Here is a 12,665-nt window from a genome sequence, read left to right on the forward strand (position 1 = left end):
GGCGGGCGCGGTCAAGACTTCCCCAGACGTGTCGAGCGGATGGTCAGTCAGTTAACGGTCCGGCACCCGACCGGATCGTCGACCGGCGGGACGCTCTCGGTGACCTGGACAGACGGCGTGGTGGCCGCGACGGTGGGCGCCGCCGTGGTCGCGACGGGCGCCGAGGACTGCCCCGTACCCGCCGGAGGTGCCGCCGGCGCCGTGGTGGCCGCGGTGGTCGGCGCCGTGCCGGTGGTGGAGCAGAGCGGCTTCAGATTGGGGTTGGTCGGGTTGTCGTCGGTCAGCTCGGCGAGCGTCTCGACGGCATCCGTCCGGTTCTGCGCGTGAATGCCCTGCTTGACCCGCTCCTGCGCGACCGAGGTGAGGTCGTCGAGGCGGGCCGGGCTGGTCTCGTTCACGCTGGACAGGTCGAGCCCGGCGATCTGGCCCGGCACACCCTGGAAGATCGCGAGCTGACCGGCCTCGGTCGCGCCCACGTAATACTGATCCTGGGTGTAGCGGTAGCCCAGCCACAGGCCGCCGCCCAGCACCGCGAGCAGCACCACCACGAGCAGACCGGTGCGAACCGGGTGCCGCTTCGGCTCGAGGTCGCGGTCGAAGTTCTCGGTCTCGGCCGGCTGCGGCTGCGCCGGGCGCGGAGGCTTGAGCGCCGCCGCCCGGGCCGCCGACGTCGACGCGTCCGCCACCGTGGTGTTGCCCCGGTCGACGGAGGCCGCGCCGCCCACGATCGGAGTCTGCTCGACGATGTCCTTGTCGGTGGCGTCGGCGATCACCACGGTGATGTTGTCCGGGCCGCCGCCGCGCAGGGCCAGCTGCACCAGCCGCTCGACACAGGCCTGCGGGTCGACGATCTCCCGCATGGTCTGACCGATCGTCTCCGCACTGACCACGCCGGACAGGCCGTCGCTGCAGATCATGTAGCGGTCACCGGCGAGCACCTGACGAACCGAATACTCCGGGTCGATGTCGCGGCCGTCCAGAGCGCGGGTGAGCAGCGACCGCTGTGGGTGGCTGCTCGCCTCCTCCGGACTGACCCGGCCCTCGTCCACCAGCATCTGGACGTAGGTGTCGTCCTTGGTGATCTGGGCGAACTCGCCCTTCCGCAACAGGTAGGCCCGGCTGTCACCGATGTGAACCATGCCGAACTTACTGCCGGAGAAGAGCACCGCGGTCAGCGTCGTGCCCATGCCCTCGAGCTGAGGGTTGGCGTCGACGGTGTCCCGCAGGTGCTGGTTGGCGATGCCGACCGAATGACGCAGGGCGTCGACCAGGGCATCGCCCGGCACGTCCTCGTCGAGCGGCGCCATCGCGGCGATGACAATGTTGGAGGCCACGTCGCCGGCGGCCATGCCGCCCATCCCGTCGGCGACAGCAAGAAGCCGCGGCCCGGCGTAGACGGAGTCCTGGTTCAGGTCTCGGATCAGACCGCGGTCGCTCTGAGCGGCATAGCGCAGGGTCAGGGTCATGGCCGTAACTCAAGAGATGTGCGACCGATGCGAATCGGTACGCCAAGGGGGACGGGAGTAGGTCCGGAGACCTTACCGCGGTCTAGGTAGGTGCCGTTCGTCGAGCCAAGATCCTCAACGAACCACTGCCCATCCCGCGGGACGATCCGAGCATGCCGGGCCGAGGCGAAATCGTCGGTGATGACGAGCGTCGAGTCCTCCGCCCGGCCAATGGTGATCGGCAGATCACCCAGCGTGATACGGGTTCCGGCCAGTTGCCCGGCCGTCACCACGAGTTGCCGAGCGGCCTTACCGCGCTTCACCTTTGCCGGCCGGCCCGCCGGCATCGCGCCACCCACCCCCCGAGGGCTGGCGACAATGCTCTTGGACCGGACCCCAGCGAAGAGATCCCGCCGGATCACCCCCACCACGGTGAATACGAAGATCCACAGAAGGATGAGGAAACCGAACCGGGCGACGGTAAGGACGAATTCGGGCAAGGTGCCTAGCCGTCCACTCGGAAGGTCAGCGTGGTGGTGCCCAGCTGAATCATGTCGCCCGGGTTGAGCGCCACGGCGGAAACCCGCTGGCCGTTCACCATCGTGCCGTTGGTCGACCCCAGGTCGGTCAACACGACCTGGTTGCCGTCGTAGTCGAGACGGGCGTGCCGACGCGAGATGCCGACGTCCGGAAGACGCAGGTTGGCCTGGTCACCCCGGCCGATCACGGTCGAACCCATCTGCAACGGGTAGGTGCGCCCGTCACCGGACACCAGACCCACACTGCGGCCGTTCGGGCCGCCGTGCTGCTGATAACCACCCTGATGCTGGTCGTACGGCGGGTACTGCGGGCCGGCGTCATACGCAGGCTGCTGCACCGGGGCGACCTCGCCACCGGTGTAGACCTCCGCGGTCACCCGGAACATGCCCGTGTCCAGACCCTCGCCGCGCTCGATCTCGACGATCACGTCGCCGTAAACCGTCCACGCCTGCTCGCCGATGAACTCTGCCTGCGACTGCGCCAACTCCTGGGCGAGTGCGGCAGCGTACGGCGCGAGCCGGCTGTGGTCATAAGGTGAGAGGTCGATCACGTAGCGGTTCGGCACGAGGGTACGGCCACCAGCGAGGATCGCCTTGTGTGCCTCGGCCTCCCGCTGCATCGCATTCAGAATCTCCACCGGGTGCACGACACCCTTGAACACCTTCGCGAAGGCCCCCTCGACCAGGCCTTCCAATCGCTTCTCAAAGCGCTGCAGCACGCTCACCGGCTCCTCCTCGGCTTCCGAGGACATGATGGTATCCGGCCGCCGCTTCCGCAGCTGTAGCGAAAGAGCACCCGGCACTTCTGACCCTCGTATGACCCCCGTCGACGCCGTGCTAGTCTTCCCTGGCGCCGCGGGCGATATCAACTCGCTTGGTACTAGGCCTGCTTTAGTAACCTGCGACAGCGTAGTCGGTCGCAGGCAGTAACAAGAAGTTGGCCCGACAAGCCAACTTGCCACGGGGATGTGGCGGAATGGCAGACGCGCACGGTTCAGGTCCGTGTGTCCGAAAGGACGTGGGGGTTCAACTCCCCCCATCCCCACGAGCGGCGGGGCCCTGTGTTCGCAAAAAGCGCGAACCGGGGCCCCTCGTCATATCTTCTCCGGGGGCCGAGCCCCCGGAAACCCCGCGTTGCGATGGTTGCGCCGGGCGCGTCGGTCGCGGTCAAACCCTCCGCGCTTCGCGCGTCGCACGTCGCGCTTGGTCGCGGTCTACCTCACACTGGGCAGTTACCTTGCGTGATGTTGTTCACCGTGGTTGCAGATCCTGGTTTGGTTGCGCTTTGATCTCGACTCGGTCTGGTTCATGGGGGATTCGGCCTTGATCACGATTTGGTTTCGTGTTCTTGGGGTATGGCCGGACGTCGTCTAACGGGTGAAATTCCGGTCGCGAGGTAAGCTCGCAGCTGGCTTCCTGCTGTCGGATCCTGGAGAGTCGTGTCGTGACCGTTGCTCGGACCGGTGTTGGCCAGGGGAAACGGAACGTTCTCGGTGTCCTGGTCGATGTGACCGACTATGCCGATGCCGTCTCTCGGATCATGCAGGCCGCTCGCGATCGTCAAGGGTTCGCGGTTACCGCTCTTGCTGTTCACGGCGTCATGACCGGGGTTCAGGACCGGGCGCACAACGGGCGGCTGAACTCCTTTGATCTTGTTACGCCTGATGGGCAGCCGGTTCGGATGGCTCTCAACCTTCTGCACTCTGCTGGGCTGACCGATCGGGTCTATGGGCCCACGCTCACGCTCAAGGTCGTTGAGCAGGCCGCGGCTGAGGGGCTTCCGATCTATCTGTACGGGTCAACCGAGCCGACTCTTGCCAAGTTGGTGCCGGCGCTCGAAGAGATGTTTCCCGCGCTGAAGATCGCGGGGGTCGAAGCTTCCAAGTTCCGTAAGTCGGGGCCGGGGGAAGCCGTCGAGATCGCTGAACGGATCAAGGCCTCGGGGGCCCGGATCGTTCTTGTCGGTCTTGGGTGCCCCCGGCAGGAAGTGTTCACCTATGCGATGCGGCCGCTGCTGGACATGCCGCTGCTCGCGGTGGGTGCCGCCTTCGACTATCACGCAGGGCTGTTGAAGAACCCGCCCGCGTGGATGCAGAAGTACGCGCTGGAGTGGCTGTGGCGGCTCGGGCTGGAGCCCAAGCGGCTCTGGAAGCGCTACATCCTGCTCAACCCGGCCTACGTGTCCCGCCTCCTGGCCCAGAAGCTGGGTCTCTGGAAGGCGACGCCGCCCGCGCCGGCCACCGAGCCGGTGGAGACGTTCGCGGTTTGATCCCCCTCCGGCAATCCACCTAAAAGGGACAGTCACCTAGGGGTCGGGTGCGCGCTTGCCACCATCCCCTACGGGATCGGTGGGGTGTTAACCCGGTTTCGGACGGTCGGCCACCGGTGAAGGCTGTCGATGTGGACATCGTCACTGATCTCGTGCTTGTGGGGGCGCTCGCCGTGACCTGGGTCGCGGCCGGGCTGGTCGCGGATGGGCTGCAAAATGCCCGTTCGGCGGCGGAGCTGCGCCGGCGTGCTGGATGGCTCAGCGCGCTGGTGATGATCGGGGCGGCGGTGTTCGTGGCGGTCCCGGCGGTCACGTGGCTGTTGCCAGGTGAGTCGGTCGCGCCGGCCGCGGCGCTGCTGGCAACCATTCCGGGGCTGGTCGTGCTGACCGTGGGGGTACGGCGGCTCGGGCAGGTGCGGCGCGGTGCGGGGGCTTTTGCCACCGCGCCGCAGACGCCCTTGCCGCCGGGGCTGCGAGCCGCCGCGGCGCACCCGCTGATTCTGGTGCCGATGCAGGTGACCGGGCTGGCGGCGCTGGTGGGGGTGCCGATCGCGGCGCGCCTCGTCGAGGTGCCGGCGTCCGATGTGGCCGGTTACGCGATCACCGTGGTGGGGGCCGCGGTGGTGGCGATCGGGGTGCGCGCGGCGGTGCGGCACAGCCGCCTCAGCCTGCTGGCGCTGGCGCCGATCGGCCGCAGCCGTCCGCGGGTTCCGGTCAACTCGCGCTGACCGTCAGTTCTTCCTGGCTTCCTGGACGTAGAGGAGTTCCAGGATCGAGCGGGCTGCCTCGAACCAGCGGTCCAGCCAGTCGGACGGCGGCAGCGTCCCGCGGGCGGGCAGCTCCAGGAGCAGGCCACGCAGCAGCGGGTGGTCGGCCATCGACTGGGAACCACCGGAGCTCGAGTCCGGCCAGCCCGACGACGGGAACACCGGCTCGGTCAGGCCCTGAAGATCCAGCGACGGCAGCTTCGCCGCCCGGTCCAGGGCGCTCGTCGGCTCGATGCTGTGCGACCGGCCGGGCGACCGGGTGGGCAGGCCGGAGTTGCCGGCCCGGGACATCAGTTCGGTGTCGCCGCTCTCGGAGGTCAGCGGGGACTCACGCCGATTCTGCCGGTACGCGCTCACCCCTCCGCTGAAGCGATCCTGGGCTGTACCGTTGCCGTTGCTGAGATTTTCCGAACCTATCGTCATTTGTCTGCCTTGCCTCGCTCGGTGATGACCCGGCCGTCGGCGCGGACCGGTCCGCGCTTGTGCCGTTCAACGAGGCGAGCCGGAAAATGACTACGGCCGGTCGACCCGCCGACAGCGGGCAAACCGGCCGGAGTTGGACATACGGCGAGGTCAGAGGTCGAACTCGCCGTCCTTCGCACCACCGACGAAGGCGTCCCACTCGGCAGCTGTGAAGATCAGCGCCGCTCCCTGTGGGTTCTTCGAGTCCCGGACCGCGATGGCCTCGTCGACGAAGGCCACCTCGACGCAGTTGTCAGAGTTAGGTCCGCTTCGCGTGCTCTTGAACCACTGTGCCCGGCTCAGATCTAGCCGGTAACCCTTCGCTTCGATTTCCACAATGGCTCCTCTACCAACATTTCAATCCACTCGATGGACGCGTCCGCGGTGAGAGCGGCCGCCCGGACGATGTCGAAGATCGAGATGTACTTGCGAAGCTCCTCGGACTTCTCGAGGAAGAGCCCGCCGGTCGCGTTGTCGATGAACACCACATCGGCGTCTCCTTCCTCCTCGAACTCCAGGATCACGAACGTGCCGTCCATCGCGGCGTGGGCGCCGACCGCGAACGGCAAGATCTGCAGAGTGACGTTCGGCAGGCGCGCTACCTCGATCAATTTGGTCAGCTGACCACGCATGACCGCATCACCGCCGACCGGCCTACTCAGTACCGCTTCATCCAGCACCACCCGAAGATCAATCGGATCGTCCTGAATCAATAACGCTTGACGTTGCATCCGGACACGGACTCGCTGCTCTATTTCCTGTTCGGTGTTATCCAGTCGAGCCCCCCGAATAAGGGCAATTGCGTACTCTTCACTCTGCAGCAGACCGGGTACCACCTGTTGCTCGTACGCCCAAATAGATCTTGCGGCAGTCTCCAGGCCGACATATGCGCCGGTCAGGACGGTGGAATAGGGGTGCCACCACCCTTTCTGCCGAGCCTCCCTGGCTATTTGGACTAATTCCGTCTTGACGGAGTCGCCTACGCCGTAAATGTCCAGAATGAGCTGAACATCGCTGGGCGATGCACTGGTGTGTCCCGTCTCAATTCTGGACACTTTGGACGTCGAGCAGCCGAGTCGCTCGGCCACGACGTCGATCGTCACGCCCGCCTCCTCGCGATGGCGGCGTAGTTCGACCCCGAGGCGCCGGCGGCGAATTGTGGGACTCCGGTGCTGATTCACAGACCCAGTCTCTCTGTCGATCATTTAATCGTTCAAGACGACCGTGACGAAGACCAACAATCACGGAAGGCTGACATGCAACTTGCATCGACCCCACTCGTGGTGCAATCTTCTGGGTATGGCCCGCATCACGCTGCACCTTCGAGTGATGCGGTCCGGTCCGGCCCGGAGCACCGAAATGGCGCCGTTTACGGGGGGCCCGAGTAACTCTCCATCCTACGTGGACAGATCCACTTCAGGGCGGGGGTTGACAACGGCGGCGGTGACTTTCTGCAACGCTTTGGCGATTGGCATTGTCGGATGCTTGCAATGGTGTTTAGGGCGGGCACACTAAGTGCTTCCGTGTCAAGGTTCACCCCGCGACCAAAGTTTCAGGGCAGGAGATGACGGTGCTTCCTCGGTCCGGTGATGTCATACACGTGACGAAGGCAGCGAGCGTCCAATTTGCGGCGCCGATGCTCTTCCGGGTCATCCGGGTCCACGACTGGCCGACATATGAGGGCTGGATCTGGCTGGACGGCTACGAACTCAACGCCACCGGCGACGCGGTGGAACGCCGCTCAATCTTTGTGCAGGCCAGCGGTCTGCGTGCGGTCGGCAAGGCGCCCGACCCGCGGATGCGCAACGGCCGGCAGCCCGGCGTGGTGTCCGGCACGATCCAGGCTCGGAGCGTCCGCACCAACCGCTGAGCGCCGGCAACCCCTGAACGCTGGTCAGTTCGAGCCGGCGCTCGCCGACACGGCACTGCTGGGCGCGGTCGACGCGCCCGTTCCGGCGACCACGATCGTGACCCTGGTGTCCGGTGGGACCTCCTGCCCCTCCGCCGGATCACTGTCGATCACGGTCCCCGCCGGTGCGGTGCTGTCCCGATAGAGCACGCGGTAGCGCAGGCCGGTCTGGTTGAGCGCGTCCCGCGCATCGTCCAGGGCCAGCCCCAGCAGCGCCGGCACGAGCACTTCGGACTGCGTCGGCTCGGTGGTGGTCGGGGACGCGCTCGGCGTCGTCGGCTGGCTCGACGGCGTGGTCGCCGAGGCACTCGGCGCTGCGCTGGTCGCGGCCGTGGTCGTGGGGGTGGTGGCCGGCTTGGTGTCGTTGCCGGAGTTCTGCACGATCAGGTAGATGCCCCAGCCCAGCAGGGCCAGCAGGATCAGCACCACGATGCCCACCACGATCGGCATCCACCAGCGATCCTTCTGGACCGCACCCGGCGGCGGCCCGGCCTGCCAGTCGGTGTCGTAGGACGAGCGACCCGGCTGCGGCGCCCGCACCTCGGCCCGCCCCGACCACACCGGCTTGGCTCGGCTCGCCGCCCAGTCGTCCTCGGCCGGCGGCATCACCGAGGTGGCATCCGCCCGCGGCGTGACCCTGGTCGCCTCGTCCCGGATCGCGCCCTGATCGAGCCGAGTCGCGTCAGCATCGGACGGGAGAATGTCACCGTCCGCGACGGTCGCATCCGGCTCCGGTGATTTTGGCTTGCCACCCGAGGCGCCGGCCTCGGTCTCGTCGAAGGGCGAGAAGCTCCGCGTCTCGTCGCTCTCGTCGGACATGTCGCTCCTCCGCGTCCGTCACCCGCACGGGTCAAGGTACTCAATCTTGGTGCACATGTGTTACTCAGGCGGGCCGAAGCCCCGCACTGACCACCACTGATGGATTCGCAGGCATAGGAAGTGACCGCTACAGTGCCCCGCATGGCCGACAAGGGCTGGACAGGACGTTTCGCCACGGCGGCCGGAGTCGCCGCCGGCACCGGTGCCGCACAACTGGGTCTGGGCTACGGCTTGGGCGTGGTCGTCTGGCCGGTGGCCACGACCACCGACCCGAGCGTCTGGCTCGGCAGTCTCGGCTGGGCCACCTGGATCACCGCGAGCGCCACGGTCTTCGGCGCGATCATCGCAAGCCGGCCCGCCGAGGCGCAGGCTGAGCGGTCACGCGGGCCTCTGGCGGCCGCCATCGCACTCTGCGCGGGGGTCGGGGCCCTGGTGGCCGTCGCGCTGATCGCGCTTCCAGCCCGAGATTCGGTACGCCTGGAGGCGCGCTCCCCGCAGTCGATAGCAGCCGCGTACGCGTTGATCGGCATCGCGCTCGGCGTCCTGGTGGCGTATTGGGCGGTGCGTTCCCGCCCGGTGGGCGCCAACCTGATCGCCACCGCGGCCTGGCTGTGGGCGCTGGCCATCACGTCGATCGTGATGGAGCTGTCCCTGCATCGCGCCTCCGCGACCTATCTGACCAGCTGGCAGTTCGCCGAGGCCACGTCCGGCGGCCGCTACGGCACTATTTACTGGCCGAGCGCCCTGCTCACGCTGGGCGCGGCCTTCTTGATCGGCATCATCGCCGCCGCTCCCGCCGCCGGGCGCGGCAACCTGGGCCTGGGCACCGCCACCTCCGGCGCCGTCGGCCCCCTGCTGGTGGCCGCATCGTTCCTGGTCCTGGCCCCGCGCCTGACCGGCGACCTGGGCCCGCTCGAGTCCGCCTACCTGATCGCCCCGTACGCGGTGCTGGCCGGCCTGGCCGGCTCGGCCCTGACCGTCTCGGCCGCCAAGGCCCTGGCCAACCGCCGCGGCTCGGCATCGCCGGTCGCCGTCGGTGAAGAGGAGCCGGCCGACGATCCCGCATTCGCGGCTGGATCGCCTCGCCGCCCGTCGCCGATCGCCGCCACGTCGTCCCCGGCCGTACCCCAGCCGGCCCTGGCCGCTGCTGCTGCCGCCGCGGCCGCCGCATCCACGCCGACCGGGCGCGCCAAGCTGCCCGCCCAGGCCAAGCCGGCCGACCCCGCGCCGAAGCCGGCAACACCGTCACCGAAGGCGGACGACTCGGCCAAGCGCGATTCCCGGCCCAACCCGACGCCGGTCGCCGCGGCCAAGACGCCGACCCCGCTCAACGAGCCGCCGAAGGCGCCGACCGCCGTCAACGACCCGGAGATCGCCGCCGCGGCCCGGCCCGGCCGGCTCCGAGGCCGGAAGGCCACCCAGCCGGCCAAGGCCCCGGCCCCCAAGGAGGTGCGGTCGACGGTCACGCCGCCGCCCGACGCACCGACGGTCGCCCGGATCAACCCGAAGCCGACGGCCGACGACTGACCTGCCGGCAAAGCGGCCGGCTCAGGCGACCGGCCAGGTGTGCACCGGTTCGTCGGTGTCCTGGTGGAGGCGGTAGAGCCGGAGCATCTCGTGCAGAGCCGCCTGCCGGCTGAGACCGCGGCGTTCGGCGTTCCGAACCGTGGCCGTCTGCCAGGTCGCGCCGTTCTGGCCGGTGCGGCACCGCTCGTCGATGATGCCGAGCAGCGCATCGCGGTCGGCCGGGTCGACGCCGAAACGATCGAGGCCCTGGTGGGCCTTGGGTAACAGCACCGAGCGGACCAGGTCGGTCACCGCGATCTCGCCGATCCGCGGCCAGCGCATCACCGCGTCGAAGCCGTCGCGCGCACCACGGTGAAAGTTGTCCGCGGCGTCCGCGAACGGCAGCTGTGACCAGATCGGTCGTTCCTCGTCGGCGAGCTGGCGGGTCAGGCCCAGATAGAAGGCGGCGTTGGCCATCAGGTCGGCGACGGTCGGACCGGAGGGCAGCACCCGGTTTTCCACCCGCAGGTGCGGCCGGCCCTCCATGACGTCGTAGACCGGGCGGTTCCACCGGTAGACCGTGCCGTTGTGCAGCCGCAGCTCACCGAGGTGCGGGATGCCGCCGGCGTTGAGCACCTTGAGCGGGTCCTCGTCGTCCATGATCGGGAGCAGCGGCGGAAAATAGCGGACGTTCTCCTCGAAAAGGTCGAACACCGAGGTGATCCAGCTTTCGCCGAACCAGACCCGCGGGCGGACCCCCTGGGCCTTCAGCTCGTCGGGTCGCACATCGGTGGCCTGGTCGAAGACGGCGATCCGGGTCTCGGCCCAGAGCCGGCGACCATGGAACCAGGGAGAGTTGGCCCCGACCGCGACCTGCGGGCCGGCGATGGCCTGGGCCGCATTCCAGTAGGGGGCGAAGCGGCCGGGCGCCACCTGCAGGTGGAACTGCACGCTGGTGCAGGCCGCCTCGGGCACGATCGAGTCGCTGGAGCTGCGCAGTCGCTCCTCACCGCGGATGTCGAGGTGGAACTGCTCGCCGCGGGCCCCGGCCATCTCGTCGTTGAGCAGCCGATAGCGCTCGTTGGCGGACAGGTTGGCCAGCACCAGGTCGTCGGCGGTGAGGGTGGGCAGCATCCCGATCATCACGAGGCCGGTGTCGGCTTTCGCGGCCCGTTCGGACGCCTTGCGAAGTCTGTCCAGAATGTCGCGCCGGTAGGCGCCGAGCTCGCCGACCGGCCGTGGCGGCTCGTTCAGCTCGAGGTTGAACAGCCCCAACTCGGTCTGGAAAGCCGGATCGGCCAGGTGGCCGAGCACCTCGGCGTTACGCATCGCCGGCCGGCCGTCGTCCTCGACCAGGTTGAGCTCGATCTCGAGCCCGGTCATCCCCTCCCGCTCATCGAACGCGTCGGCGTCGAGCATCTGCGCGAGCGCATCCATGCAGCTCCGCACCTTGTGCCGGTAGTTGACCCGGTCCTCGGGCGCAAAGGCGATGGTTGCGAGTTCTTTGCCCACTTACCCTCCAGGCACCGGCAGGCACCAAACGGACTCGATCACCACCCTGTGAGCGAACGTGTGCGCTCGGTCCACCTTGCCATCCCGGACGGGCGTCCGCCAGACAACAACGAGCCGCCGTCCAGAATCCGGACGGCGGCTCGCATGTGGACAAATGGTCCGGGGGGTCAGTCCTGGCGGACGGCCTCGCCCTCGATCTCGATCTTGATCTTCTTGCCGACCATGACGCCACCGGACTCGAGGGCCATGTTCCAGGTCAGGCCCCAGTCCTCGCGGTCGATCTCGGTGTGCGCGCTGAAGCCGAAGACACCCTTGCCGTACGGGCTGGTGGTGGCACCCTCGAACTCGACGACCAGCTCGACCGGCTTGGTCACGCCCTTGATGGTGAGCTCACCGTCGAGGACGAACTCGGCGCCGGCGTGCGACTTGATGCCGGTGCTGCGGAACTCGATCGTCGGGTACTTCTCCGACTCGAAGAAGTCGCCACTGCGCAGGTGATTGTCCCGGTCGACCTGGCCGGTCTCGATGCTGGCCGTGTTGATCGAGGCGGTCACGCCGGACTGCAGCGGGTCCTCGCCGATCGTGATGGTCGCGGTGGCCTCGGCGAACTGACCGCGCACCTTGCTGACCATGAGGTGTCGCGCCACGAAGCCGACCCGCTTGTGCGCCTGGTCCAGGTCGTAGGTGCCGGCCACCGGGATCTGCAGACCCTCGAACGGGCGGGTGCTGACGACGTCGGTCATGACTGGTTTCCTTCTTTCGAAGCACTGCGGGGATGATTGCGTGACACAGCAACTATAGCGGCGGCAATATTCCGCTTGTCAAGTGACGGAGGTAGGATGGCGTCTGTGAGTACCGACCTGGATGACCCCCGCTTCACCGCGGCCGGCCTGTTCGCTGAGGCGTACACAGGGCTGACCGCTCGTTACGCTGCACAGTTCGAGGAGCACCGCCTCTCCGCCGTCGAGTTCGAGGTGCTGATGCGCCTCGCCCGTTCGCCCGGCAATCGCCTGCGGATGACCGATCTCGCCGGCCAGACCTCGCTGTCCACCAGCGGCGTGACCCGCGTGGTCGACCGGATGGATCGGGACGGCCTGGTGTGCCGCGAGGCCTGCCCCAGCGATCGCCGCAGCTCCTACGCGGTGATCACCGACGCCGGTCGCGTCCGGCTCGACGAGGTTCTCCCCGGCCATCTGGCCCTCGTCCAGCAGTGGTTCATCGGACAGCTGTCGCCGGCGCAGCTGGCCGGCATGCTCGACTCGCTGCGAACGATCCGGGATGCCGTGAACCCGTGCGCCACGGCCGGTAGCGACGACGCTACTCCCGCCGAAGCTGCTTAGGGGCTGTCCTGCCGATTACGTGGGAGCGAGGCGAGGTCCTCTCTGTGTCGTCTGGGTGCGCGGCGCGGGCGCCCGGATACCGGTGTTGTATCTGGGT

General features: G+C 68.0%; 14 protein-coding genes and 1 tRNA gene. 6 read left to right on the forward strand and 9 right to left on the reverse strand.

The features are described from left to right. Nucleotides 1–47: 47 nt before the first annotated feature. Genes Adu01nite_RS32885 through Adu01nite_RS32895 form a run of 3 tightly spaced genes read right to left on the reverse strand, consistent with a single transcriptional unit; the run spans nt 48 to nt 2,736 of the window. Nucleotides 48–1,466 (reverse strand): PP2C family protein-serine/threonine phosphatase, encoded by a 1,419-nt coding sequence (locus tag Adu01nite_RS32885; RefSeq protein WP_203732788.1) that lies wholly within the window; start codon nt 1,464–1,466, stop codon nt 48–50. Then, entirely contained in the window at nt 1,463–1,945 is a 483-nt protein-coding gene (locus Adu01nite_RS32890; protein ID WP_203732790.1) for an FHA domain-containing protein FhaB/FipA, read from the reverse strand. The genes Adu01nite_RS32885 and Adu01nite_RS32890 overlap by 4 nt, the downstream gene beginning before the upstream one ends. Nucleotides 1,946–1,950: 5 nt before the next feature. Then, nucleotides 1,951–2,736 carry an FHA domain-containing protein gene (locus Adu01nite_RS32895; protein WP_203732792.1) on the reverse strand — a complete coding sequence of 262 codons (786 nt, stop codon included), beginning with the start codon at nt 2,734–2,736 and terminating at the stop codon, nt 1,951–1,953. Nucleotides 2,737–2,946: 210 nt separating this feature from the next. Here Adu01nite_RS32895 and Adu01nite_RS32900 point away from each other — a divergent pair. The 3 genes from Adu01nite_RS32900 to Adu01nite_RS32910 all read left to right on the forward strand — a co-directional run bounded on the left by Adu01nite_RS32900 (nt 2,947) and on the right by Adu01nite_RS32910 (nt 4,981). Further along, a tRNA-Leu gene (locus Adu01nite_RS32900) sits at nt 2,947–3,029 on the forward strand. Between the two features lie 399 nt (nt 3,030–3,428). Next, on the forward strand, nt 3,429–4,253 hold the full coding sequence (locus Adu01nite_RS32905; RefSeq protein ID WP_203732793.1) for a WecB/TagA/CpsF family glycosyltransferase: 825 nt from the start codon (nt 3,429–3,431) through the stop codon (nt 4,251–4,253). Between the two features lie 116 nt (nt 4,254–4,369). Then, a complete protein-coding gene (locus Adu01nite_RS32910) occupies nt 4,370–4,981 on the forward strand; it encodes a hypothetical protein (protein ID WP_239132869.1) in 612 nt (203 codons plus the stop codon). Between the two features lie 3 nt (nt 4,982–4,984). Here Adu01nite_RS32910 and Adu01nite_RS32915 read toward each other — a convergent pair whose 3' ends face one another. The 3 genes from Adu01nite_RS32915 to Adu01nite_RS32925 all read right to left on the reverse strand — a co-directional run bounded on the left by Adu01nite_RS32915 (nt 4,985) and on the right by Adu01nite_RS32925 (nt 6,663). After that, entirely contained in the window at nt 4,985–5,443 is a 459-nt protein-coding gene (locus Adu01nite_RS32915) for a hypothetical protein (RefSeq protein WP_203732795.1), read from the reverse strand. A 150-nt stretch (nt 5,444–5,593) separates the two neighbouring features. Then, complete coding sequence (locus Adu01nite_RS32920; protein ID WP_203732896.1) at nt 5,594–5,812, reverse strand: DUF397 domain-containing protein; 219 nt, start codon at nt 5,810–5,812, stop codon at nt 5,594–5,596. After that, on the reverse strand, nt 5,788–6,663 hold the full coding sequence (locus Adu01nite_RS32925; protein WP_203732797.1) for a helix-turn-helix domain-containing protein: 876 nt from the start codon (nt 6,661–6,663) through the stop codon (nt 5,788–5,790). The genes Adu01nite_RS32920 and Adu01nite_RS32925 overlap by 25 nt, the downstream gene beginning before the upstream one ends. A 389-nt stretch (nt 6,664–7,052) precedes the next feature. Between Adu01nite_RS32925 and Adu01nite_RS32930 the strand changes: the two genes are divergently transcribed. Further along, nucleotides 7,053–7,352, forward strand: coding sequence for a hypothetical protein (locus tag Adu01nite_RS32930; protein WP_203732799.1), 300 nt, complete (start codon nt 7,053–7,055; stop codon nt 7,350–7,352). Nucleotides 7,353–7,376: 24 nt separating this feature from the next. Here the strand turns inward: Adu01nite_RS32930 and Adu01nite_RS32935 are convergent, their stop codons facing one another. Further along, a complete protein-coding gene (locus tag Adu01nite_RS32935) occupies nt 7,377–8,210 on the reverse strand; it encodes a PASTA domain-containing protein (RefSeq protein ID WP_203732801.1) in 834 nt (277 codons plus the stop codon). Between the two features lie 141 nt (nt 8,211–8,351). On the opposite strand from Adu01nite_RS32935, the gene Adu01nite_RS32940 reads away from it, so the two are divergent. Next, a complete protein-coding gene (locus Adu01nite_RS32940) occupies nt 8,352–9,737 on the forward strand; it encodes a Hansenula MRAKII killer toxin-resistant protein 1 (protein WP_203732803.1) in 1,386 nt (461 codons plus the stop codon). 21 nt (nt 9,738–9,758) lie between these two features. Here the strand turns inward: Adu01nite_RS32940 and Adu01nite_RS32945 are convergent, their stop codons facing one another. Together Adu01nite_RS32945 and Adu01nite_RS32950 are read right to left on the reverse strand one after the other, a co-directional pair. Then, the gene (locus Adu01nite_RS32945) at nt 9,759–11,228 is read right to left on the reverse strand and encodes a glutamate-cysteine ligase family protein (RefSeq protein WP_203732804.1); all 1,470 of its coding nucleotides are present in this window, start codon (nt 11,226–11,228) and stop codon (nt 9,759–9,761) included. A 167-nt stretch (nt 11,229–11,395) separates the two neighbouring features. Beyond that, entirely contained in the window at nt 11,396–11,971 is a 576-nt protein-coding gene (locus Adu01nite_RS32950) for a YceI family protein (protein WP_203732806.1), read from the reverse strand. A 96-nt stretch (nt 11,972–12,067) separates the two neighbouring features. On the opposite strand from Adu01nite_RS32950, the gene Adu01nite_RS32955 reads away from it, so the two are divergent. After that, nucleotides 12,068–12,568 (forward strand): MarR family winged helix-turn-helix transcriptional regulator, encoded by a 501-nt coding sequence (locus tag Adu01nite_RS32955; protein WP_379130138.1) that lies wholly within the window; start codon nt 12,068–12,070, stop codon nt 12,566–12,568. Nucleotides 12,569–12,665 lie beyond the last annotated feature (97 nt).

This window comes from Paractinoplanes durhamensis, from assembly GCF_016862175.1.
Taxonomy (GTDB): Bacteria; Actinomycetota; Actinomycetes; order Mycobacteriales; family Micromonosporaceae; genus Actinoplanes; species Actinoplanes durhamensis.

What these genes read in the sequence shown, in the direction of transcription:
- Adu01nite_RS32885 (WP_203732788.1), bottom strand. Translation starts at nt 1,466, where the DNA reads ATGACCCTGACCCTGCGCTATGCCGCTCAGAGCGACCGCGGTCTGATC.
- Adu01nite_RS32940 (WP_203732803.1), top strand. Translation starts at nt 8,352, where the DNA reads ATGGCCGACAAGGGCTGGACAGGACGTTTCGCCACGGCGGCCGGAGTC.
- Adu01nite_RS32950 (WP_203732806.1), bottom strand. Translation starts at nt 11,971, where the DNA reads ATGACCGACGTCGTCAGCACCCGCCCGTTCGAGGGTCTGCAGATCCCG.
- Adu01nite_RS32935 (WP_203732801.1), bottom strand. Translation starts at nt 8,210, where the DNA reads ATGTCCGACGAGAGCGACGAGACGCGGAGCTTCTCGCCCTTCGACGAG.
- Adu01nite_RS32895 (WP_203732792.1), bottom strand. Translation starts at nt 2,736, where the DNA reads ATGTCCTCGGAAGCCGAGGAGGAGCCGGTGAGCGTGCTGCAGCGCTTT.
- Adu01nite_RS32955 (WP_379130138.1), top strand. Translation starts at nt 12,068, where the DNA reads ATGGCGTCTGTGAGTACCGACCTGGATGACCCCCGCTTCACCGCGGCC.
- Adu01nite_RS32915 (WP_203732795.1), bottom strand. Translation starts at nt 5,443, where the DNA reads ATGACGATAGGTTCGGAAAATCTCAGCAACGGCAACGGTACAGCCCAG.